We start from the raw sequence: 23,035 nt of genomic DNA on the forward strand, positions 1-23,035 counted from the left end.
ATTCTCTCCCGATCAGGCGCTCAGCGTGGCGCCATGCGGATGGCGCCGTCAAGCCGGATGACCTCGCCGTTGAGCATCGGATTGCGGACGATCGCCTCGACCAGCTGGGCATATTCGGCCGGTTTGCCGAGGCGGCTGGGGTGCGGCACCATCGCGCCCAGCGCATCCTGCACATGCTGCGGGAAGCTCTCCAGCATCGGCGTCAGGAAGATGCCCGGGGCGATCGTCATCACCCGGATCTTGTGCTGCGACAGGTCGCGCGCGATCGGCAGGGTCATGCCGACGACGCCGCCCTTGGAGGCCGCATAGGCCGCCTGCCCGATCTGCCCGTCATAGGCCGCCACGCTGGCGGTGTTGACGATCACGCCGCGCTCGCCCTCGACCTCGTCGATCGCCGCGAGGCGCGCCGCGAATTTCGAGATCATGTTGAACGTGCCGATCAGGTTCACGCCGATCGTCTTGGCGAAGGTATCGAACGGGTGCGGAGCATTCTCCTTGCCGACGGTCTTCACCGCCGGCGCGATACCAGCGCAATTGACGAGGATGCGCGCGACGCCGTGCGCCGCCTCCGCCGCGTCGAGGCCCGCCGCCGCGCTGGCGTCGTCGGCGACGTTGACGCTCACGAACAGCCCGCCGATCTCCTCGGCCTTGGCGCGCCCGACCTTTTCGTTGAGATCGAAGATGGCGACCTTGGCGCCGGCACCCGCCAGCATCTTGGCGGTCGCGTTGCCGAGGCCCGAGGCGCCGCCGGTGACGATCGCCGAAACTCCATTGAGATCCATATGTCCAGCTCCTTGGGTCAGTTCGGGGGCGGTGACGGCCCTATGATTGCTGCGAGGCGTGGGTGTTACAAGGCGCGCGCGATCACCATGCGCTGAATGTCCGACGTGCCCTCGTAGATCTGGCACACCCGCACATCGCGGTAGATTTTCGCGACGCCATATTCCTCGAGATAACCGTAGCCGCCGAGTGTCTGCACCGCACCCGAGCAGACGGCCTCGGCCGTTTCGGACGCGACCAGCTTGGCCATCGAGGCTTCGGTCAGGCAGGGCAGGCCCGCATCCTTCAGGCTCGCGGCATGCAGCACCAGATGCCGCGCCGCCTCCAGACGGGAAGCGAGATCGGCGAGGCGGAAGCCCACCGCCTGATGCTCGATGATGGCCTTGCCCATCGACTTGCGATCCTTGGCGTAATCCACCGCGATGGCGAGCGCCGCCTGCGCCATGCCGATGCACTGCGCGGCGATGCCGATGCGCCCCGCCTCCAGATTGGACAGGGCCATGCGATAGCCCGCGCCGCGCTCGCCGAAGAGCAGATCGTCGGCCACGAACATCTCGTCGAAGCGGATCGCGCAGGTGTCGGACGCGCCCTGCCCCATCTTGTGCTCGACCTTGTCGACCGAATAGCCCGGCGTGTCGGTCGGCACGAGGAAGCCGGAGATGCCCTTCTTGCCGGCCTCCGGATCGGTCACGGCGAACACCATCGCCACGCCGCCGATCTTGCCCGAGGTGATGAATTGCTTGGCGCCGTTCAGCACCCAGCCGCCCTCGACCTTGGTGGCGCGCGTCCTGAGCGCCGAAGCATCCGACCCGGCATCCGCCTCGGTCAGCGCGAAGCAGCCGATCATGCGGCCGCTGACAAGATCGGGCAGGAAGCGCGTCTTCTGCGCCTCGCTGCCGAAGCGCAGGATGCCCGAGACGAGCAGGCTGTTCTGGATCGACACGATCGTGGAAAGCGCGCCGTCGGCCGCGCCCAGTTCGATCAGCGACAGCGCGTAGGACACATAATCCGCCGCCGCGCCGCCGGCCTCTTCGGGCGCGGTCATGCCCATCAGCCCCATCTGGGCGAGTTCGACGAACAAATCGGGCGGATAGCCGTGCGCCGCCTCATAGGCCGCGCTGTTCGGCTTGATCCGCTCCTGTGCGAAGTCGCGAACCGCATCGCGGATCGCCGTCTGCGTGTCCGTCAGAATCATTTTCTCTCCACCTCAGGAGGCTGGTGGCTTTCGCGCGCGCCGGCGTCAATGGATTCGCAGCGACCCGGCGATGACTTGCTTGCGAAGTTTGCGAAGCCCGTTCGCAGAATGCGCGGCGATGACGGGCGGGAATTGCACCTCTTTTTTGCGAATGGCTCGCAACACCATTGCGATTGCGAACCGTTCGCGCTATCCGGCGACCAACATCGGTAGCGGATCACACCCAAGCATATGTCGGACAGCGTAACCCGCACGATGGCGAGCCAAAGGCGGCGCGGCTTCTGGCTGAAGCATCTTCACCGCTGGCACTGGATCAGCTCGGGCCTGTGCCTGGTCGGCATGATCCTGTTCGCCGTCACCGGCATCACGCTCAACCATGCCGGCAGCATCGCGAGCGAGCCCAAGACGATCACTCGCGTCACCACCCTGCCGCCGCCCGTGCGGCGCGCCATCGCCGGCGAGGACGAGGCCAAGCGCCCGCTGCCGCCCGCCGTGCGCGACGCGATCGCCGGGGCGATCCAGGTGGACGTTCCCGCCGACACGATCGCCGAGTGGAGCGCCGACGAGGTCTTTCTCGACATGCCCCGCCCCGGCAGCGACGCCACCCTCTCGATCGACCGGATCGAGGGCCGGGTGGAATATGAGCGCACCGATCGCGGCTGGATCAGCTTCCTCAACGATCTCCACAAGGGCCGCAACGCGGGTGCCGCGTGGAGTTGGTTCCTCGATATCTTCGCGGCCTCGGCGATCATCTTCGCCTTTACCGGGCTGTTCCTGCTCCAGCTGCACGGCCGCCAGCGCCCGGCGACCTGGCCGGTGGTCGGCCTGGGGCTGATCGCGCCGCTCATCCTGATCCTGCTTTTCATCCACTAGGGGGAAATGATGCACCTGACCTACCGCACGATCCTGCCGGCGACGGCCATGGCGAGCCTCGCCGGCCCGGCCCTGGCGACGACGGTCGATCTCTCGATCACGCTCCCCCAGATCAAGACCGCCGAATATCACCGCCCCTATGTCGCGGCATGGCTGGAGCAGGCCGGGCAGCCGACCGGCCGCACCGTGCAGGTCTGGTATCAGCAGCCGCGCCCGAACGCGCGCGAGGACGGCACCAAGTGGCTGCGCGATCTGCGCGGCTGGTGGCGCAAGTCGGGCCGCGCGCTCGATCTGCCGGCCAACGGGATCAGCGGCGCGACCCGCGCGCCCGGCACCCATGCGGTCTCGGCCAATGTCGGCCAGCTGCCCGCCGGCGCCTATGAACTGGTGGTCGAGGCGGTGCGCGAGGACGGCAATCGCGAGACCGTCCGCCTGCCGATCGCCTGGAACGGCAAGGCCGCGACCAAGGCCGCGACCGCCAAGGGCACGATCGAACTCGGCGCCGTCAGCGCCGTGGTCAAGCCGTAACATCAGGGGGAGGAAACCAGCCATGAAAACGAAACTCGTCGCGGCGCTCGCCGCCGCCACCATGCTGATCCCGGCCGTCGCCACCGCGCACAGCCCGTGGCTCAAGCCGTCCGCCACCGTGGTTTCGGGCAAGGAAGGCTGGGTCACGGTCGATGCCGCCGCCTCGACCGACGTGTTCATCGCCGATCACCAGCCGCTGCCGTTCGAGATGATGAAGGTGACGCAGCCCGACGGCAGCGCCGGTCAGGTCGAAAATGGCATGCGGGGCAAGTTCCGCTCCACCTTCGACGTGCATCTGACGCAGCCGGGCACCTATCGCATCGGCAGCGAGATGGCCGGCGTGTTCGGCAGCTACATGCTCGACGGCAAGGAACAGCGCCTGCCGCGCGGTCTGGCCGCCGACAAGCTGAAGGAGGCGATCCCGGCCGGCGCCACCGACGTGAAGATCATGGAAAATGCGGGCAGGAACGTGATCTTCGTGACCCTCGGCGCGCCGACCGACACGGTGCTGAAGCCGACCGGCAAGGGCCTCGATTTCGCCCCCGTCACCCACCCCGACGATCTCGTCGCGGGTGAGCCCGCCACCTTCGGCTTCCTCGTCGACGGCAAGCCCGCCGCCGGCATCGAGGTGAAGGTGATCCCCGATGGCCGCCGCTACCGCGACGAGCAGAAGGAAGAGAGCTTCACCACCGACGCCAAGGGACAGGTCAAGATCACCTGGCCCGCCGCCGGCCTCTATTGGGTGCAGGCCAGCACGTCGGACAAGAACAGCAGCATCCCCGGCGCGACCGATCGCCGGATGAGCTTCACCGCGACCCTCGAGGTGCTTCAGCCCTGATATGGCGGCACCTCACCTTTCCCCGCCCGACCCGCGTATCCCCAGGCGGCCATCGGGCGGGGAGCTTTGTCTTCCCATGAGCGAACCTCGCATCCTCGTCCCCCCCGCGATCGATCCGCGCGCCTTCGCCGGCCGCGCCGACGGCGCCAACGTCCGCCTGGTCGGCGAGACGATGGGGACGATGTGGTCGCTCCTCGCCACCAGCAATGTCGCACCCGCCGTGATCGAGCGCGCGGTGGTCGCCGCCTGCGATGCGGTGATCGCCGAGATGAGCCATTGGGTGGCCGGCTCCGAACTGTGCCGCTTCAACCGCCTGCCGCCGGGCGGCTGGGCGAGCCTGTCCTCGGGCTTCTTCCACGTCCTCACCGCCGGCATCGCGCTGGCGCACGACAGCGGCGGGGCGTTCGATCCCGGCGCGGGCGCGCTGGTCGCCGCCTGGGGTTTCGGCCCGGACGGCTCGCGCGCCGAGCCATCCCCGGCTGAAATCGTCATCGCCCGCGCCCGCAACGACGCGCGCCGCATCGAACTCGACCGCCACGCCCGCCGCGCGCGCCAGCCCGGCGGGCTGATGCTCGACCTGTCGGGCATCGCCAAGGGCCATGCCGTCGATCGCATCGGGCAGACGCTGGCGGGCCTCGGCATTCGCCACGCGCTGATCGAGGTGGGCGGCGAATTGCTCGGCCTCGGCGTCCAGCCGTCGGGCGAGCCCTGGTGGGTCGATGTCGAACAGCCGCCGGAGGCCGCGCTGCCGCCGACCCGCGTGGCGCTGTGCGGCCTCGCCATCGCCACCTCGGGCGATTATCGCCGCCGCCGCGAGGTGGACGGCCGCATCCTCAGCCACACGATCGATCCGCGCACCGGCCGGCCGATCGACAACCATGTCGCCTCGGTCACCGTCCTCCACGCGGAGGCGATGATGGCCGATGCCTATGCCACCGCGCTCACCGTCCTCGGCCCGAAGGACGGCCTCGCTCTGGCGGAGCGCCACGCGCTGGCCGCCGCCATCGTCGAGCGCACCCCCACCGGCTTCGTCGAGCATGTCTCGGTGGCGTGGAACGCGATGGCCGAGGAATGACCAGCGATCCCCTCCGTCTTGCCGGCGCCGCCGCCGCGCTGCTGCTGTGGCTGGCGCTGTGCCTCGCGATCGCCTGGGTCCGCCGCCGCGCCGCCCGCGCCGAAAAGGGCGAGGCGGGCGCGCTCCTGATCGCCCACGCCAGCCAGACCGGCTTCGCCGCCGGCATCGCCCAGCGCACCGCCGAGGCCCTGCGCGACGCGGGTGTGCCGGTTCGCCTCGCCCCGCTCGGCAAGGTCGACGCGGCGATGCTCGGCGAGAGCCGGCAGGCTTTGTTCGTCGTCTCGACCACCGGCGAGGGCGACGCCCCCGACGAAGCCTCGCGCTTCGTGCGCGGGGCGATGGCCGCGCCGGGCGGACTCGCCCATCTCGATTACGCCCTGCTGGCGCTCGGCGACCGCAGCTACGATCACTATTGCGGCTTCGGCCATGCGCTCGATCACTGGCTGCGCGAGAGCGGCGCCCGCCCCGCCACCGACCTGATCGAGGTGGACAATGGCGACCCCGCCGGCCTGCGCCAATGGCAGGAACGCCTTCGCCTGTTCGGCGCCGACGCCGACGCGGCCGACTGGCTGCCGCCCCGCTACGGCGCCTGGCGCCTCGCCGCCCGCACCCACCTCAACCCCGGCAGCCCCGGCGGCGAGGTCCATCTGATCCGGCTGGACCCACCTGCCGGCGAGGCCCCACTGTGGAGCGCGGGCGCCATCGCCGAAATCTACCCCGGCCCCTTCGCGCACGCCGCCGAGGGCGACCATGCCCACCGCGCTTACTCGATCGCCAGCCTGCCCGCCGACGGCGCGGTCGAACTGGTCGTGCGGCTGATGCACGATCCCGAAGGCCGCCCCGGCCTCGGCTCGGGCTGGCTGTGCCGCACCGCGCTGGCGGGCGAGCCGATCGCGCTGCGCCTGCGCGACAACCCCGCCTTCGCCGCGCCCGATCCCGATCGGCCGATGATCCTGATCGGCAACGGCACCGGCATCGCCGGGCTGCGCGCCCACCTGAAAGCCCGTCCGTTCGGCAGCGAGAATTGGCTGATCTTCGGCGAACGCCACGCCGCCACCGACAGCCTGTTCGCCGACGAACTCATCCACTGGACCCGCTCCGGCCACCTCGCGCGCCTCGACCGCGCCTTCTCCCGCGACGATCCCGCGCGGCCTTATGTCCAGCACCTTATCGCCCATCGCGCCGATGCGGTGCGGGACTGGGTGGCCAACGGCGCGGCGATCTATGTATGCGGCAGCCTTGAGGGGATGGCCGCCGGCGTGGATGCCGCGCTGACCGACATCCTCGGCCGCGAGGCGCTGGAAACCCTGACGGACGAAACCCGCTACCGCCGCGACGTTTACTAGAGCAACGGAAGAGGCGCACCGCCATTGCCCGATGTGCGAACCGCATCATCGGGCAATGGCGGGATCGCCGCTTACTCCGCCGCTTCGGCCACGGGCGGATCCTTGTAGACCAGCACGGGCTTGCGCGCGGCCAGCGTCTCGTCGAGGCGGCGGCGGGGGGCGTGGATGGGGGCGGCCTTGAGGGCCGGGTCGCCGGCTTTCGCTTTCTCCGCGAGGCTGCGCAGCGCGCCGATGAACTGGTCGAGCGCGGCCTTGCTCTCGGTCTCGGTCGGCTCGATCAGCATCGAGCCGTGGACCACCAGCGGGAAATACATCGTCATCGGGTGATAGCCCTCGTCGATGAGACCCTTGGCGATATCGAGCGTGGTGAAGCCCTCGGCCAGCCCCTCATCCGAGAAGAGCGCCTCGTGCATGCACGGGCCAGAGGGGCCGAAGGGCGCATCCAGCACGTCGTCCAGCGAGCGCAGGACGTAATTGGCGTTGAGGACGGCATCCTCCGCCACCTGGCGCAGCCCGTCCGCGCCATGGCTCAGCATGTAGCTGGCGGCGCGGGTAAACATGCCCATCTGGCCGTGGAAAGCGACCATGCGGCCGAAGGTGGAGGCATGATGCTCTTCGGCATTTTCCTCCTCGACCAGCAGATATTGGCCGTCCTGCTTCTCGACGAAGGGCAAGGGCGCGAAGGGGGCGAGGGCTTCGGAGAAGACCACCGGCCCGGCGCCCGGCCCGCCGCCGCCGTGCGGCGTCGAGAAGGTCTTGTGCAGGTTGATGTGCATCGCATCGATGCCGAGGTCGCCCGGGCGGACCCGGCCGACGATGGCGTTGAAGTTCGCGCCGTCGCAATAGACCAGCCCGCCCGCCGCATGCACCGCCTCGCAGATCGCGATCATGTCGCGCTCGAAGAGCCCGCAGGTGTTGGGGTTGGTGATCATCACGCCGGCCACGTCCGGGCCGAGGCGCGCCTTGAGGGCCTCCAGATCGACCCGGCCCTCGGCGGTGGCGGGGATGTCCTCCACCGCATAGCCACAGAAGGCCGCCGTCGCCGGATTGGTGCCGTGCGCGCTTTCGGGGACGAGGATGACGCGGCGGGCGTCGCCGCGCGCCTCCAGCGCCGACCGGATCGCGAGCAGGCCGCACAATTCGCCATGCGCGCCGGCCTTCGGGCTCATCGCCACCGCCTTCATGCCGGTGAGCTTCACCAGCCATTCGCCGACGAGATGGATGAGGGCATAGGCGCCCTGCACCGTATCCTGTGGCTGGAGCGGGTGGATATCGGCGAAGCCCGGCAGGCGCGCGATCTTCTCGTTGAGGCGCGGATTGTGCTTCATCGTGCACGAACCGAGCGGGAAGAGGCCCAGATCGATCGCATAATTCTGGCGGCTGAGGCGGGTGTAGTGGCGCACCGTCTCGGGCTCGGTCAGGCCGGGCAGGCCGATCGGGCGGTTGCGCTCCAGCCCGCCGAGGCGCGAGGCGACCTTGGGCGGCTCGGCCAGATCGACGCCGGTGCGATCGCCGCCGATCTCGAACAGCAACGGCTCTTCCAGCATCAGCGCCTTGTTACCGGTGAAGGTGGGCGCGGAACCGCCGTCGTTCGCGGCGCTCATCTCGGGGCGCCATCCGCTCTGGTTGATGCTCATGCCAGCGACTCCTCAAGGGCTTCGGCGAGTTCGTCGATATCGTCCTCGGTGCAGGTCTCGGTGACCGCCACCAGCAGCCCGTTCTCCAGCTCCGCCGCGCCCGGATAGAGGCGGCCGAGCGACACGCCGGCGAGGATGCCGTCATGCGCGAGCGTGCGGACGACGTCGCGGCTGGCGGTCGGCAGCTTCACCACGAATTCGTTGAAGAAGGCGCCGTTGACCACCTCGACGCCGGGCACCTTGCCCAGCCGGTCGGCGGCGGTGACCGCCGTGGCGTGGTTGAGCGTCGCCAATTCGCGCAGGCCGCGCTCGCCGAGCAGGCTCATGTGGATGGTGAAGGCGAGCGCGCAAAGCCCCGAGTTGGTGCAGATGTTCGACGTCGCCTTCTCGCGGCGGATATGCTGCTCGCGAGTGGAGAGCGTCAGCACGAAGCCGCGCTGGCCGGCAGCATCGACCGTCTCGCCGCACAGGCGCCCCGGCATCTGGCGCACATATTTGTCGCGCGTGGCGAACAGGCCGACGTAAGGCCCGCCGAATTGCAGGCCGACGCCGAGCGATTGCCCCTCGCCCACCACGATATCCGCGCCCATCTCGCCGGGTGACCTGATCGCGCCCAGCGCGACCGGCTCGGTCACGACGACGATCAGCAGCGCGCCCTTGGCGTGGGCTGCGGCGGCCAGTTCGGAGAGATCGGCGACATGGCCGAGGATGTTGGGGTTCTGGACGACGACGCAGCTCGTCTCGCCGTCGATCGCACTCAGCAGCCGCGCCATGTCGTCGCCCGGCGCGCCGGGGGTGAGCGAGGGCAGCGCCGTATCGAGCGTGTCGCCGGTGAACTTCGCCATGGTCCGCGCGACCGAGACATAATGCGGATGCAGGCCCGCCGAGAGGATCGCCTTGCTCCGCCGGGTGATGCGCCGCGCCATGCCGATCGCCTCCCAGCAGGCGGTCGACCCGTCATACATCGAGGCGTTGGCGACGTCGCAGCCGAACAGGCGCGCCACCTGCGTCTGGAATTCGAACAGCACCTGGAGCGTGCCCTGCGCGATTTCCGGCTGGTAGGGCGTGTAGCTCGTCAGGAACTCGCCGCGCTGGATGAGGTGATCGACCGAGGCGGGGATATGGTGGCGATAGGCCCCCGCCCCCAGGAAGAACGGCCCGTCGCCCGCGACGAGGTTCATCCCCGCCAGCTGCTTCAACTGCCGCTCGACCGACAGTTCGGAGGCATGATCGGGCAGGCCCCGCACCGGCCCGTCGAGCCGCGCGGCGGCGGGCACGTCGGCGAACAGATCGTCGATCGAGGCGGCGCCGATCGTGGCCAGCATGGCGCTGCGGTCGGCATCGGTAAGTGGCAGGTAACGCATCGCGCGGAAGTCCCCCGGAAGATGGTGGCCCACCCCGGCACCGCCGGGGCAGGCATCAGGATCAGAGCGTCTCGACGAACGCCTTGTAGCCGGCCTCGTCCATCAGCCCGTCCAGCTCGGACGTGTCGCTGAGGGTCAGCTTGAAGAACCAGCCGTCGCTGTCGGGCGCTGTGTTGACAAGCGAGGGATCGGCTTCGAGCGCGGCATTGCCCTCGATCACGGTGCCCGAGACCGGCGCATAGACGTCCGACGCGGCCTTCACCGATTCGACGACGGCGGCTTCCTTGCCCTTTTCCAGCACGGCACCGGCGGGCGGCACCTCGACGAACACCACGTCACCCAGCTGCGCCTGCGCGTAATCGGTGATGCCGACCGTCGCGACCGTATCCTCTATCGTGGAATTGACGCTGATCCACTCGTGATCCTTGGTGTAATAATAGGTCATGCGGGCTTTCCTTCGCGGACGTAGCGGTGGGGGGTGAAGGGCATGGGGGCGACCGTGGCGTCGAGCATCCGCCCGCGCACGTCGATCTGGAGTGTGGTGCCGGGTGCGGCATGTTCGGCCGAAACGTAAGCCATGGCGATCGGCACCTGGAGCGACGGGCTGAACCCGCCCGAGGTGAGCGCGCCGACCCGCTCGCCGCCGGCATAGACGTCGGCGCCCTCGCGCGCGGGCTGGCGGCCCGAGAGGATCAGGCCGACCCGCTTGCGCGGCGCACCACCGCGCAGCTGCGCGACGATCGTGTCGGCGCCGGGGAAGCCGCCTTCCTCGCGGCGGCGCTTCGGGATGGCGAAGCCGAGGCCCGCCATCGCCGGATTGGTCTCGGGATCGAGATCGTGACCGTAGAGCGGCAGGCCCGCCTCCAGCCGCAGCGAATCGCGCGCGCCGAGACCGATGGGCTTCACACCGGACTGGCCGGCGATCAGGCTGGCGAGGCGATCGGCGGCGTCGGCGGGCAGCGAAATCTCGCACCCGTCCTCGCCGGTATAGCCCGATCGGCTGATCCAGACGGGCACGCCGTCGATCTCGAACGCGCCCGCCGTCATGAAGACGAGGCTGGCGACGCCCGGCGCGAGATGCTCCAGCGCCTCGACCGCCTTCGGCCCCTGGAGGGCCAGCAACGCCTGATCCTCCATATGGTTGAGCGTGATTTCGTCGGGCAGCAGATCGCGCAGATGGGCGATATCGTCCCACTTGGTCGCGCCGTTGACGACGAGATAATAGCTGCCGTCGTCGCGCGCCGTCACCATCAGATCGTCGAGGATGCCGCCGGCTTCGTCGAGCAGCAGCGAATAGCGCATCCGGCCGGGCTTGAGCCCCGCGATATCGCCGGGGAGCAGCTTTTCCAGCTCAGCGGCGGCATCGGGGCCGGAGACGATGAGCTGGCCCATGTGGCTGACATCGAACAGGCCGGCGCTCTCGCGGGTCCACAGATGCTCGGCCATGATCCCGTCGTACTGGATCGGCATCCAGTAGCCGGCGAATTCGACCATGCGGGCGCCGCGATCGCGGTGCCACTGGTCGAGCGGCAGGGTGCCGGTGGCCTCGGGATCGATGTCGTCTGGGGTGATAGGCTCGCTCAATCGAAGCTCCTGACAATCACGGGAACAGCGGCGCCACGGGCGCGAAACGCACCCGAGCCGACACTGCCCCCTCTGTCACGGAACCTGAGAGTTTCCGACCATCTCCTTGGAACGGATGGCCTTACCCCTTCGGTGGGGCAGACGCAGATGCGCCGCCCGCTTTCCAGAGTATCGATCTGCCCGCGCGGTCCTTGGGGCCTGAGAGTTTCCGGGGCGGTTGCTCCTTCGGCGGAGGGCCGGGCTGAAAGCCCATCCCACGCTCTCCCGCGCGGCCAGCGACCGGTGTTGCCACCGGGCGTCGACGGGCGGCACTGTGGTGCGGCGGGTATCGGGAGTCAATTCGCGAAAGCGCGTGCCGGCGACGAGGCTGGGGATGACGACGGCGGGCCGCGACCCTATCTCAGCCCGATGATCCTCGCCCTCGCCGCCCAAGCCGCCCTCGCCGCCACGCCCGCCCCCGCCGCGCCGACCCCGCCACCCCTGCCCGCGCCCTACGCCACGCCCTCGGTCGAGAAGCGATCGGTCACGGTCGGCTGGCCGGAAGGCGGCAGGCCGAAGGCGCCCGAGGGATTCGAGGTGCTGCCTTTCGCGACCGGCCTGTCCTCGCCGCGCCAGATGCTGGTGCTGGCCAATGGCGATGTGCTGGTGGCCGAGGCGCAGACGATCAAGAACGGCAAGACGAGCGCCAACCGCATCACCCTGCTGCGTGACGACAATCGCGACGGCAAGGCCGACCAGAGCTTCACCGTGGCCGAAAACATCCGCCAGCCCTTCGGCCTCGCGATCGTCGGCCCGGACCTGTGGATCGCCGCGACCGACGGTGTGCTGCGCGCGCCGTTCAAGCCGGGCGACACGACGCTGGGCGGGCCGATCGAGCAGATTTTGGCGCTGCCGGCCGGCGGCTACAACAACCACTGGACCCGCAACCTGATCGCCAGCCCGGACGGCAAGACTGTCTATCTGACGATCGGATCGGCCAGCAACATCGCCGAACATGGCCCCGCCGAGGACCAGGGCCGCGCCGAAATCCGCGCGATCGACGTGGCGACCCGCAAGGCAACGCCCTTCGCCACCGGCCTGCGCAATCCGGTGGGGCTGGCGTTCGAGCCGACGAGCGGCGCGCTGTGGACGGCGGTGAACGAGCGCGACGGACTCGGCGACGAGCTGGTGCCCGATTATATCACCAGCGTGCGGGCGGGCGGCTTCTACGGCTGGCCCTACAGCTATTTCGGCAAGACGATCGACCCGAGGGTGAAGCAGGACAAGCCCGATCTGGTGGCCCGGGCGATCGTGCCTGATCTGGCGGTCGGCCCGCATGTGGCGGCGCTGGGCATCGCCTTCGCGCCGCAGGCCTGGCCGGCGGGCTGGACGCAGGGCGCGTTCGTGGCGCGACACGGATCGTGGAACCGCGCCAAATTCAGCGGTTACGACGTGGTGTTCGCGCCCTTCGCGAACGGCAAGCCGACCGGCGAGATCAGGCCCTTCCTGACGGGCTTCGTATCCGACGAGGCGAAGTCCGAGGTGTTCGGCCGCCCGGTGAGCCTGGCGACGACCGCTACGGGCGCGCTGCTGCTGGCGGACGATGCCGGCAATGCGATCTGGCTGGTGCGGCCGGTGGCGGCGAAAGCGCCGGTCGCGGCACCGCCCACCGCTGCGCCCGTGAGCCCCAGCGGGCCGCCGCAATGATCCAGCCGACTTGAATCCGTCACGCCACCGGCCCACAGATCGGCCGGCAGGCGTGTGGAGGCGGAATGGCGACGATCGCGGTCTATAGCTCGAAGGGCGGGGTCGGGAAGACGAGCCTGTCGGTCAATCTCGCCTGGGCGTCGGCCACGCTTTCCAGCCGGCGCACCCTACTGTGGGATCTCGACGCGCAGGCCGCCGCCAGCTTCATCCTCGCGCCCGATCGCAAGCCGCGCGAGGATGCCGCCGACGTGATCGGCCGCGACACCGCGCCCGAGAAACTGATCGTACCGACCGCTATCCCCCGGCTAGACCTGCTGCCCGCCGACGCTTCGCTCCGCACGCTTGACGTGCTGTTCGCCGAGATCGGCGCTAAGAAGCGCGTGCAGAAGATCGGCGAGGTGCTGGCGCGCGATTATGATCGGATCGTGATCGATTGCCCGCCGGGGCTGGGCGTCACCGCCGAACAGGTCATCCGGGGCGCATCGCTGATCCTGCTGCCGATGATCCCCTCGGCGCTCGCGACCCGCGCGGCGGATGAACTGGTCGCCCACCTCGATGCGCGGCGCAAGGCGACGCCGCCGGTGATGCCGGTCTTCTCGATGGTCGATCGCCGCCGCCTCGCCCACCGCGACGCGCTGGTCGCGCACCCCGAGCGCCCGGCGATTCCGATGGCGAGCGCCGTCGAGCAGATGGCCGACCGCCACGCCCCGCTGGGCGCCTACGCCCCCCGCTCCCCCGCGACGCAGGCGGTGGCGGCGCTGTGGCAGGACGTCGAGCGCCGGCTGGCGGGTTGATCGCTCGACAAAGCGGCGCGCAGTCGCAACAAAGGCCAACCTTCCCCCCCCCCAAGGAGTGCGCCCGATATGCCGAAACTCTGGCCCGTTGCCCTGTTGCTGACCACCGCCGCCGGCGCGCTGGCGGCGCAAGCCCCGGCGAGCAGGGGCGACGCCTGGTGGGCGCATGTCGAGGCGCTGGCCAATGACGGGATGGAGGGGCGGCTGACCGGCTCGCCCGGCCACCAGCGCGCGGCCGATTATATCGTCAAGCAGCTGACCGCGATCGGGCTGAAGCCGGCGGGCGTGAACGGTTTCTACCAGCCGGTCGCGCTGATCGATCAGAGCTTCATCGCCGCCGAGAGCAGCGCCGCGCTGGTCGGCCCGGCCGGCGAGATGCCGCTGGCGGTGCCGACCGACGTCTATTTCCGGGGCGGCCCGATGCCCGAGACGGTCGATGCGCCGCTCGTGTTCGCCGGCTACGGCCTGCACATTCCCGAGGCGGGCTATGACGATTTCAAGGGCCTCGACCTGAAGGGCAAGGTGGTCGTCGTGCTGAGCGGCGGGCCGGCCGATATCAGCGGCGCGCTCAAATCCAGCGCGCGATCCGAGCGCGGCAAATATCTCGCCGAGCAGGGCGCGGTCGGCGTGATCGCGCTCACCACGCCCAAGCAGGTCGAAATTCCCTGGACGCGACAGGTGCTGCTGTCGTCGGCGCCCTCGATGTTCTTCGCCGATCCGGCGCTGCGCGATGTCGCGACGCCGCTGATGGCCGCCACGCTTGACGTGGCCAAGGCGCCGTTGCTGTTCGCGGGCGCGAAGCTGAGCTTCGACGAACTCTCGGCGCTGTCCGATGCGTCGAAGCCGGTGCCGACCTTTGCGCTCACGCCGCGCTTCAAGGCCAAGATCGTGGCCAGGCGGAAAGCCGTCGCCTCCACCAATCTCGTCGCCAAACTGCCCGGTTCCGATCCGAAGCTCGCCGCCGAGCATGTCGTGCTGTCGGCGCATTTCGATGGGCTCGGCGTCGGCCAGCCGATCAATGGCGACGCGATCTACAATGGCGCGCTCGACAATGCCTCGGGCGTGGCGAGCCTGCTGGAAATCGCCAAAACGCTGACCGCGAGCAAGGTGAAGCCCAAGCGATCGATCCTGTTCACCTTCGTCACCGGCGAGGAGAAGGGGCTGCTCGGCTCGCGCTATTTCGCCAAGCGGCCGAGCGTGCCAGCCGCGTCGCTGGTCGCCGATCTCAATTTCGACATGGCCCTGCCGATCTTCGCGCTGAAGGCGGTGACGCCGCTGGGCTATGAGGAAAGCTCGCTCGGCACCGACGCCAAGGCGGTCAGCGCAGAGATGGGCCTGCCGATCCTGCCCGACCCCTTCCCCGACCGGAACACCTTCATCCGATCGGACCAGTATAGCTTCATCCGCGAGGGCATCCCCGCGCTGTTCTTCAAATATGGCTTCACGGCGGGTACGCCCGAGGCGGCGGCGGAGAAGGCGTGGCGCGCGAACATCTATCATTCGCCGGCCGACGATCTGAAGCAGCCGGTGATGAAGGAGGAAGCGGTGAAGCTGGACGATTATGTCGCCGCGCTGGCGCTGCGAGTCGCGAACGGCGCGGCACGACCCGCCTGGAACGAGGCCAGCTTTTTCAAGCGCTTCGTGAAATGATGTGATGTGCGGAGCCACTTTACGGGTGGCTCCGCAATCCCTATGTACCGGACGGTGTGGAAACTCTGCTCGCCCCCCCGCCCGCCAAGGGCCGCCCGCGCGAATTCTGCGTCGACGAGGCGCTGGCCGCCGCGCTGCGCGTGTTCTGGCAGCATGGCTACGAAGGGGCGTCGCTCACCGAGCTAACGGGCGCGATGGGCATCACCAAGCCCAGTCTGTATGCGGCGTTCGGCAACAAGGAAGCCTTGTTTCACAAGGCGCTCGACCTCTACGAGCGCGAGAAGCTGGCCTATATGAAGACGGCGCTCGACGCGCCGACGTCGCGCGGCGTGGCCGAGCGGCTGCTGTTCGGCGCGCTCGAAATGCAGAGCAGCAGCTGCGATCCGAAGGGCTGCCTGGGCGTCATCAGCTCGCTGGCGTGCAGCCCGCAGAACACCTCGATTCGCGACGACGTGCTGGCGCGTCGCCTCTCCTCGCAGACGGCGATGATCGAACGCTTCACGCGCGCCAAGGCCGAGGGCGACCTGCCCGATTCGGTCGATCCGACGGCGCTGGCGAATTACCTCATCACCGTGATGCAGGGCCTCGCCGTGCAGGCGAGCAGCGGCATGACCTGCCCCGATCTGACCGCGCTGGTCGATACCACCCTGTCCGTCTGGCCGGGACGCTGAACCTTGCTCCCCTCCCGCTTGCGGGAGGGGTTGGGGGTGGGACCGCACCATCAGCGTCGGAGCGCGATCCTTGCGGATCGCGCGCCCACCCCTGGCCCCTCCCGCAAGCGGGAGGGGAATGATTGAACCTCTCAAACTTTTTTACTTACCGGTACAGAAAGCCGTTGACGCGGCGCAGCATCGACATCTATACCGCTTGGTATCGAAGGTGACTCGGGGAACCACCCCCGATGCGACCGAGGAGACCGCTCGATGAAGACGGCACGCATCTAACCGGCGTCGGCCCACAGGGACCGACCCTTCCACATTCCGAAACGCCCGACCGGCGCCGCGCCTGACCGCGCGGGCCTGAACGGCTCCATGCGCCCGCAGCGATGCGGCGCGCGGACGACAGCGTGCGCCCGTGAGCGGCGACGGCTGTCCCGATGAGATCAGGGGGACATCATGGCCTATATGGATTTCAACGCCGGCTTCGGCATCGCGCAAACCCAGAGCGTGACGGCCCAGACCGCCCGCCCCGCCCCGGCCGCCACCCGCCCGCGCTTCTCCGCGCTGGAATGGACGGTGATCGCGATGGCGCGGCGCGAGGGCCTGCGCTCGATCGGCACCCCCAGCCGGCTCGCCCGTGCGCTGGGCGGCCTGTTTGGCTTCGGCAGCACCTCGCGGCTGGCCGACAGCCGGCTGGAGGCGCTGCGCCGCGCCGCCATCCACGCCTGGGCGCGTGGCCCCGCCCTTCCCGTCGCCGAGCGCGCCGCCTTTATCGATGCCGGCTTCACCCCGGACCATCTGGAAGCGCTGATCGCCAGCGTGTCGATGGCCCGCGTCTCCGATTATCGTGGAGCGATCGCATGAACATGATCTCCAGGATCGAGCCGGCGGAGGGCGCCACCGCCCCCGCCGCGCTCAAGGCCCGTTTCTCCCGCCTGTCGCGCTGGCAGCGCGGCGGGCTTGTCCTCCTGCCCATCGCCATCCTCGCCGCCGGCGGGATGAAGCTGTCGGGTGGCGGCAACGAGGCGGTGGCCGCGCCCGGCCCCACCATGGTCACCGTCGCCAGCCCGCTGCTGCGCGAGGTGAACGAGTGGGACGATTATGTCGGCCGCTTCGCCCCCAGCCGCAGCGTCGAAATCCGCCCGCGCGTGTCGGGCGAGGTGACGGCAGTGCATTTCCACGACGGCGACATCGTCAAGGCCGGGCAATTGCTCTTCACGATCGACCCGCGCCCCTTCACGGCGGCGCTGGCCGAGGCGCGCGCCAATGCCGCCAGCGCGCGGAGCAGCCTGGCGCTGGCCCGCGCCGATCTCGGCCGCGCGACCCGGCTGATCGCCGACGAGGCGGTCTCCGCCGGAGAAGTCGATGCCCTGCGTGCCCGCGTGCAGGCCGCCGAGGCCGCGCTCGCCGCCGCCGACGCCCGCATCCGCGCCCGCGCGCTCGATGTGGAATGGACGCAGATCCGCGCGCCGATCACCGGCCGCATTTCCGATCGCCGGGTCGATCCGGGCAATCAGGTGGCGGGTGCCGAGGGCAATAGCGGCAGCCTGCTGACCACCGTCAACGCGCTCGACCCGATCTATTTCAGCTTCGACGGATCGGAGGCCTTGTTCCTGAAGGCCCAGCGCGCCAGGCGCGACGGCGGGACCGCCCCGGTCGAGGTGCGGTTGCAGGACGAGGCCGAGCATCGCTGGAAGGGCAGGCTCGACTTCACCGACAACAGCCTCGACAGCCGATCGGGCACAATCCGGGGCCGGGCGATCCTGTCCAACCCCGATTATTTCCTCACCCCCGGCATGTTCGGCAACATGCGGCTCGGCAGCGGCGCGCCGGTGCGCGCCCTGCTGGTGCCCGACGCCGCGATCCAGACCGATCAGGCGCGCAAGATCGTGATGGTGGTCGATACCACCGGCAAGGTCGCGGCGCGGCCGATCGAGCTGGGTTCGGTGATCGATGGGCTGCGTGTCGTGCGATCGGGCCTGACGCCGAAGGATCGGGTGGTGATCGGCAACGCGCTGGCCGTCCTCCCCGGCATGGCCGTCACCACGAAGACCGGCCGGATCATGCCCGAACGCAGCGAGATCGCCAGCGCGGCGGCCCCCGTGCCGCTGGCCGGCGAGGCGACCTTCGCCCGCTAGGCCCCAGGGATCGCCACCGGCGGAGGAACCCCTAGCCCTCCGCCGGTGACGTAAACCGGCCTTCCCGGACAAAATTTCCACTCCGTTTCAGGAGTTTCAGATCATGCGCCTGTCGCGCTTCTTCATCACGCGGCCGATCTTCGCCGCGGTGATCGCGGTCGTCATCACCATCGTCGGCGCGCTCGCCTACATGGGGCTGCCGGTCTCCCAATATCCCGACATCGTGCCCCCCACGGTGACGGTGAGCGCCACCTATCCCGGTGCCTCCGCCGAAACCGTCGCCGAAACCGTCGCCGCGCCGATCGAGCAGGAGATCAACGGCGTCGACAACATGCTCTACCAGTCGAGCCAGTCGACCGGCGACGGCAAGCTGACCATCACCGTCACCTTCAAGATCGGCACCGATCTGGATGCCGCGCAGGTGCTGGTACAGAACCGGGTCGCCATCGCCGTGCCGCGCCTGCCGCAGGAGGTGCAGCGCCTCGGCATCGTCACGCGCAAGACCTCACCCGACTTCCTGATGGTGGTGAACCTGCTGTCGCCGGATAATTCGCTCGATCGCGGCTACGTCTCCAATTACGCGCTGACCCAGGTGCGCGACCGCCTCTCCCGCATCGACGGCGTGGGCGACGTGCAGCTGTTCGGCGCGCGCGATTATTCGATGCGCGTGTGGATCGATCCCGGCCGCGCCGCGGCACTCGGCCTGACGGCGGGCGATATCGTCGCGGCGCTGCGGGCCCAGAACGTGCAGGTCGCCGCCGGCACGCTTGGCCAGCCCCCTTATGATCGCGGCAACGCCTTCCAGCTCAATGTCGAGACGCAAGGGCGCCTCAACGATCCCAAGCAGTTCGCCGATGTCGTGATCCGATCGGATGCGGACGGGCGCCAGGTGCGCGTGTCCGATGTCGCGCGGGTCGAGCTGGGCGCGCAGGATTATGGCGCCAACACCTATCTGTCGGGCCAGCCCTCGGTGGTGGTCGCGGTGTTCCAGCGCCCCGGATCGAACGCGCTGGGCGCCGCCGAGGCGGTCTCGGCCGAGATGAAGGCGATGGCCGCCAAATTCCCCAAGGGCCTCGAATATCGCGTCATCTACAACCCCACCGAATTCATCGCCCAGTCGATCGACGCGGTGAAGCATACCCTGGTCGAGGCGATCATCCTCGTCGTGCTGGTGATCCTCGTCTTCCTCCAGAAATGGCGCGCGGCGATCATCCCGGTGGTGGCGATCCCCGTGTCGCTGATCGGCACCTTCGCGGTGCTGGCGGCGCTGGGCTATTCGCTCAACAACCTCTCGCTGTTCGGGCTGGTGCTGGCGATCGGCATCGTCGTCGACGACGCGATCGTCGTGGTCGAGAATGTCGAGCGCAATCTGCATCACGGCCTCTCCCCGCTGGAGGCCGCGCGCACCTCGATGGACGAAGTGTCGGGCGCGCTCGTCGCGATCGTGCTGGTGCTGTGCGCGGTGTTCGTGCCGACCCTGTTCCTCACCGGCATGTCGGGCGCTTTCTACCAGCAGTTCGCGGTGACGATCTCGACCGCGACGATCATCTCGCTGATCCTGTCGCTCACCCTCTCACCCGCGCTGGCGGCGATGCTGCTCAAGCCCAACGAGACGCTTGGCCACGACGCGCCGCGCTGGAAGCGGCTGATCGCCGCCGCCGGCGACCGCTTCAACCGCGCGTTCGATCGCATGGGCGAGGGCTATGCCGCCCTCACCCGCCGCCTCGTCACCCGGCCGAAGCGCGTGATGCTCACCTATGGCGGGCTGATCGCCGCCACCGCCGCCGTCTTCTGGGCGACGCCGACCGGCTTCATCCCGGCGCAGGATCAGGGCTATTTCCTGGCCGCGATCCAGCTTCCGCCCGGCTCCTCCATTGCCCGCACCGATGCGGTGATGAAGAAGGTCGCGGCGAAGCTCCTCCCCATTGCGGGCGTCAAGGGCTCGGTGATGCTGGCGGGCTTCGACGGCCCCTCGCAGACCCTCGCCCCCAATTCCGCCGCCGCTTATTTCCCGCTGAAGAGCTTCGAGGAGCGGCAGGCGCTCGGCGTCACCTTCGCGCAGATCATGGCGGAGGCGCAGAAGGCCACCGCCGACGTCGATCAGGCGCGCGTATTCATCGTGCCGCCGCCGCTGATCCAGGGCATCGGCACCGCCGGCGGCTATCGCATCATGGTGCAGGACCAGTCGGGCCAGGGCTATCAGGCGCTCAACCAGGCGACCGGCGGCCTGCTCGGCAAGGCCAACCAGACCGAGGGGCTGAAACAGGTCTATACCTTCTTCGAGACCGCCACGCCGCGCATCTTCGCCGATATCGATCGCAAGAAGGCCGATATGCTGGGCGTGCCGCCGGAGCGCGTGTTCGAGGCGCTTCAGGTCTATCTCGGCTCGGCCTTCGTCAACGATTTCAACCTGCTCGGCCGCACCTATCGCGTCACCGCGCAGGCCGACGCCCCCTTCCGCGAGACGCCGGCCGATATCGCCAACCTCAAGACCCGCTCCAATTCCGGCGCGATGGTGCCGGTGGGATCGGTCTCCACCTTCCGCGACAAGACCGGCCCCTATCGCGTGACCCGCTACAACCTCTTCCCGGCGGTCGAGGTGGATGGCGATACCGCGCCCGGCTTCTCCTCGGGCCAGTCGCTGGTCGCGATGGAGAAGGTGGCGGATGCCTCGCTGCCCAAGGGTTATGGCCACGAATGGACCGGCATCGCCTATCAGCAGCGCGCGGCGGGCAATACGGCGGCGATCGTCTTCGCGATGGCGGTGGTGTTCGTCTTCCTGGTGCTGGCGGCGCAATATGAGAGCCTGACCCTGCCGCTGGCGATCATCCTGATCGTGCCGATGTGCCTGCTGGCGGCGATGGTGGGCGTGAACCTGCGCGGCATGGACAATAATGTCCTGACGCAGATCGGCCTGGTCGTGCTGATCGCGCTGGCGGCGAAGAACGCCATCCTCGTGGTGGAATTCGCCAAGCAGGCCGAGGAGCAGGACGGGCTCAGCCCGATCGAGGCCGCCGTCCGCGCCGCCCGCGATCGTCTCCGCCCGATCCTGATGACTAGCTTCGCCTTCATCCTCGGCGCGGTGCCGCTGGTGATCGCCAAGGGCGCCGGCGCCGAGCTGCGGCAGGCGCTGGGGACGGCGGTGTTCTTCGGCATGATCGGCGTCACCGCCTTCGGCCTGCTCTTCACGCCGACCTTCTACGTCGTGTGCCGGGCTCTCGCGGCGCGGCTCGCCCGCCGCCGCGAGACGCCCCCGGCGCCCCTCGCCCTTCAGCCCGCCGAATAGGAGCAGGCCCTCATGCAACGCCCCCTTCTCGCCACCCTCTCGGCGCTCGCTCTGTCCGCCTGCGCCGCCGGCCCCAACTATGTAGCGCCGATCGCGCCGGTGAAGGCGACCGGCGGCTTCATCGGCGCCGCCGAGCCCGCCATCGCCACCACGGCGGCGGTCGAGGATCGCTGGTGGAAGCTCTACAACGATCCGGTGCTCGACGGCCTCGTCGCCGACGCGCTGGCCGCCAACACCGATCTGAGGATCGCCGTCGCCCGGCTGGAAAAAGCGCAGGCGAGCCTTCGCGAAGTCCGCAACGATCGCCTGCCGCAGACCAGCATCGACGCGGGCGCAACCTACGGCCGCGCCCCCGCGATCCAGCGCCTGCCCGGCATGGACAAGGAAAACTGGCAGGTCGATGGCGGGCTGTCGGTCTCCTACGAGGTCGATCTGTCCGGCCGGGTCCGCCGCAGCATCGAAGCGGCACGCGGCGATGTCGGCGCGGCGGGTGCGGAGGCCGATGCCGTGCGCGTCGCGATCGTCGCCGCCACCACCGGCGCCTATGTCGACGCCGCCGCCGCAGCCGAGCGGCTGGCCGTCGCCGAGCGGGTCGTCGCCTTGCTCGACCAGTCCGCCCGCCTGACCGACAAACGCTTCGAGGCGGGCCGCGCGCAGAAGCTCGACGTCGTCCGCATCACCACCCTGCGCGACCAGCGCGCCGCGCTGGTGCCGGCGATCGTCGCCGATCGGCAGGCGGCGCTGTTCCGCCTCGCCACGCTCACCGGCCGCACCCCGCAGGAATTGCCCGCGACCGCCTCGGCCCGGACCGCCCCGCCGCGTCTCGACCAGCCGATCCCGATCGGCGACGGCGCGGCGCTGCTGGCCCGCCGCCCCGACATCCGCGCCGCCGAACGCCGGCTGGCGGCCGCCACAGCCCGCATCGGCGTGGCCACCGCCGAGCTGTATCCGCAGATCTCGCTCGGCGGATCGGTCGGCTCGACCGGGCGAGGTCTGGGCGATCTGTTTGGCGCGGGGCCGCTGCGCTGGCTGCTCGGGCCGCTCATCAGCTGGAACTTCCCCAACCAGTCCGCCGCCCGCGCGCGGATCGCGGGGGCCGAGGCAGACAGCCGGGGCGCGCTCGCCGAATTCGACGGCAAGGTGCTGACCGCGCTGGAAGAGACAGAGACCGCCATCTCGGCCTACGCCCGCGAACTCGATCGCCGCACGTCGCTCCAGGCCGCCCGCGACGGCGCCGCCACCGCCGTCCGCATCACCCGCGCCCGCCAGCGCGAGGGCCAGATCGACACGCTCACCGTCCTCGACGCCGAACGCACCTTCGCCGACACCGAGACCGATCTGGCGCTGAGCGACGCCCGCATCGCGCAAGCCCAGGTCGGCCTGTTCCGGGCGCTGGGCGGCGGCTGGCAGACCAAGGTGGTCGGCGATCTGGCGATGGCGACCTACCCGGCCCTGTCGCAATAATCGTCATCGCGAGCGTCGCGAGGCGATCCAGGTTCCGCCGCTGGATTGCTTCGCTGCGCTCGCAATGACGAGCCGGGTGATGCCACCCCCGAAATCTCCACAGTTCCGCGCATCGCCCCGCCCATCCCCGCTTCCCCC

Annotated in this window: 19 protein-coding genes and 2 riboswitches; of the genes, 13 read left to right on the forward strand and 6 right to left on the reverse strand. The window is 69.4% G+C overall.

Features of this window, described 5'->3' with window-relative positions; genetic code table 11:
• Nucleotides 1–20: 20 nt before the first annotated feature.
• Together PQ455_RS09225 and PQ455_RS09230 are read right to left on the reverse strand one after the other, a co-directional pair.
• A complete protein-coding gene (locus PQ455_RS09225) occupies nt 21–782 on the reverse strand; it encodes an SDR family NAD(P)-dependent oxidoreductase (protein WP_273685782.1) in 762 nt (253 codons plus the stop codon).
• A 65-nt stretch (nt 783–847) separates the two neighbouring features.
• Nucleotides 848–1,975 carry an acyl-CoA dehydrogenase family protein gene (locus PQ455_RS09230; RefSeq protein WP_273685783.1) on the reverse strand — a complete coding sequence of 376 codons (1,128 nt, stop codon included), beginning with the start codon at nt 1,973–1,975 and terminating at the stop codon, nt 848–850.
• A gap of 255 nt (nt 1,976–2,230) precedes the next feature.
• Between PQ455_RS09230 and PQ455_RS09235 the strand changes: the two genes are divergently transcribed.
• The 5 genes from PQ455_RS09235 to PQ455_RS09255 all read left to right on the forward strand — a co-directional run bounded on the left by PQ455_RS09235 (nt 2,231) and on the right by PQ455_RS09255 (nt 6,635).
• Entirely contained in the window at nt 2,231–2,848 is a 618-nt protein-coding gene (locus tag PQ455_RS09235) for a PepSY-associated TM helix domain-containing protein (protein WP_273685784.1), read from the forward strand.
• A 9-nt stretch (nt 2,849–2,857) separates the two neighbouring features.
• Nucleotides 2,858–3,376, forward strand: coding sequence for a DUF2271 domain-containing protein (locus tag PQ455_RS09240; protein WP_273685785.1), 519 nt, complete (start codon nt 2,858–2,860; stop codon nt 3,374–3,376).
• A gap of 22 nt (nt 3,377–3,398) precedes the next feature.
• Nucleotides 3,399–4,214 (forward strand): DUF4198 domain-containing protein, encoded by an 816-nt coding sequence (locus tag PQ455_RS09245; protein ID WP_273685786.1) that lies wholly within the window; start codon nt 3,399–3,401, stop codon nt 4,212–4,214.
• A 76-nt stretch (nt 4,215–4,290) separates the two neighbouring features.
• On the forward strand, nt 4,291–5,289 hold the full coding sequence (locus PQ455_RS09250) for an FAD:protein FMN transferase (protein WP_273685787.1): 999 nt from the start codon (nt 4,291–4,293) through the stop codon (nt 5,287–5,289).
• The gene (locus PQ455_RS09255) at nt 5,286–6,635 is read left to right on the forward strand and encodes a sulfite reductase subunit alpha (protein ID WP_273685788.1); all 1,350 of its coding nucleotides are present in this window, start codon (nt 5,286–5,288) and stop codon (nt 6,633–6,635) included. Before PQ455_RS09250 ends, PQ455_RS09255 begins: the two co-directional genes overlap by 4 nt.
• 71 nt (nt 6,636–6,706) lie before the next feature.
• On the opposite strand, the gene gcvPB is transcribed toward PQ455_RS09255, so the two are convergent.
• From gcvPB to gcvT, 4 genes are all read right to left on the reverse strand, one after another.
• A complete protein-coding gene (gcvPB, locus tag PQ455_RS09260; protein WP_273685789.1) occupies nt 6,707–8,272 on the reverse strand; it encodes an aminomethyl-transferring glycine dehydrogenase subunit GcvPB in 1,566 nt (521 codons plus the stop codon).
• Complete coding sequence (gcvPA, locus tag PQ455_RS09265) at nt 8,269–9,636, reverse strand: aminomethyl-transferring glycine dehydrogenase subunit GcvPA (protein ID WP_273685790.1); 1,368 nt, start codon at nt 9,634–9,636, stop codon at nt 8,269–8,271. Before gcvPA ends, gcvPB begins: the two co-directional genes overlap by 4 nt.
• A gap of 61 nt (nt 9,637–9,697) precedes the next feature.
• The gene (gene gcvH / locus PQ455_RS09270) at nt 9,698–10,081 is read right to left on the reverse strand and encodes a glycine cleavage system protein GcvH (RefSeq protein WP_273685791.1); all 384 of its coding nucleotides are present in this window, start codon (nt 10,079–10,081) and stop codon (nt 9,698–9,700) included.
• Entirely contained in the window at nt 10,078–11,220 is a 1,143-nt protein-coding gene (gcvT, locus tag PQ455_RS09275) for a glycine cleavage system aminomethyltransferase GcvT (RefSeq protein WP_273685792.1), read from the reverse strand. Before gcvT ends, gcvH begins: the two co-directional genes overlap by 4 nt.
• Before the next feature lie 62 nt (nt 11,221–11,282).
• Nucleotides 11,283–11,395: riboswitch (glycine riboswitch) on the reverse strand.
• Nucleotides 11,396–11,497: riboswitch (glycine riboswitch) on the reverse strand.
• Nucleotides 11,498–11,628: 131 nt separating this feature from the next.
• On the opposite strand from gcvT, the gene PQ455_RS09280 reads away from it, so the two are divergent.
• From PQ455_RS09280 to PQ455_RS09315, 8 genes are all read left to right on the forward strand, one after another.
• Nucleotides 11,629–12,906, forward strand: a complete 1,278-nt coding sequence (locus PQ455_RS09280; protein WP_273685793.1) for a PQQ-dependent sugar dehydrogenase — start codon at nt 11,629–11,631, stop codon at nt 12,904–12,906.
• Between the two features lie 65 nt (nt 12,907–12,971).
• A complete protein-coding gene (locus PQ455_RS09285) occupies nt 12,972–13,700 on the forward strand; it encodes a ParA family protein (RefSeq protein WP_273685794.1) in 729 nt (242 codons plus the stop codon).
• A 69-nt stretch (nt 13,701–13,769) separates the two neighbouring features.
• Complete coding sequence (locus PQ455_RS09290) at nt 13,770–15,350, forward strand: M28 family metallopeptidase (RefSeq protein WP_273685795.1); 1,581 nt, start codon at nt 13,770–13,772, stop codon at nt 15,348–15,350.
• 56 nt (nt 15,351–15,406) lie between these two features.
• Entirely contained in the window at nt 15,407–16,021 is a 615-nt protein-coding gene (locus PQ455_RS09295) for a TetR/AcrR family transcriptional regulator (RefSeq protein WP_273685796.1), read from the forward strand.
• A gap of 444 nt (nt 16,022–16,465) precedes the next feature.
• On the forward strand, nt 16,466–16,873 hold the full coding sequence (locus PQ455_RS09300) for a hypothetical protein (RefSeq protein ID WP_273685797.1): 408 nt from the start codon (nt 16,466–16,468) through the stop codon (nt 16,871–16,873).
• A complete protein-coding gene (locus PQ455_RS09305) occupies nt 16,870–18,147 on the forward strand; it encodes an efflux RND transporter periplasmic adaptor subunit (RefSeq protein WP_273685798.1) in 1,278 nt (425 codons plus the stop codon). Before PQ455_RS09300 ends, PQ455_RS09305 begins: the two co-directional genes overlap by 4 nt.
• Nucleotides 18,148–18,250: 103 nt before the next feature.
• Nucleotides 18,251–21,433 carry an efflux RND transporter permease subunit gene (locus PQ455_RS09310; protein WP_273685799.1) on the forward strand — a complete coding sequence of 1,061 codons (3,183 nt, stop codon included), beginning with the start codon at nt 18,251–18,253 and terminating at the stop codon, nt 21,431–21,433.
• Between the two features lie 12 nt (nt 21,434–21,445).
• On the forward strand, nt 21,446–22,897 hold the full coding sequence (locus PQ455_RS09315) for an efflux transporter outer membrane subunit (RefSeq protein ID WP_273685800.1): 1,452 nt from the start codon (nt 21,446–21,448) through the stop codon (nt 22,895–22,897).
• Nucleotides 22,898–23,035 lie beyond the last annotated feature (138 nt).

Origin of the sequence: Sphingomonas naphthae, from assembly GCF_028607085.1 — a bacterium.
Lineage (GTDB): Bacteria > Pseudomonadota > Alphaproteobacteria > Sphingomonadales > Sphingomonadaceae > Sphingomonas_Q > Sphingomonas_Q naphthae.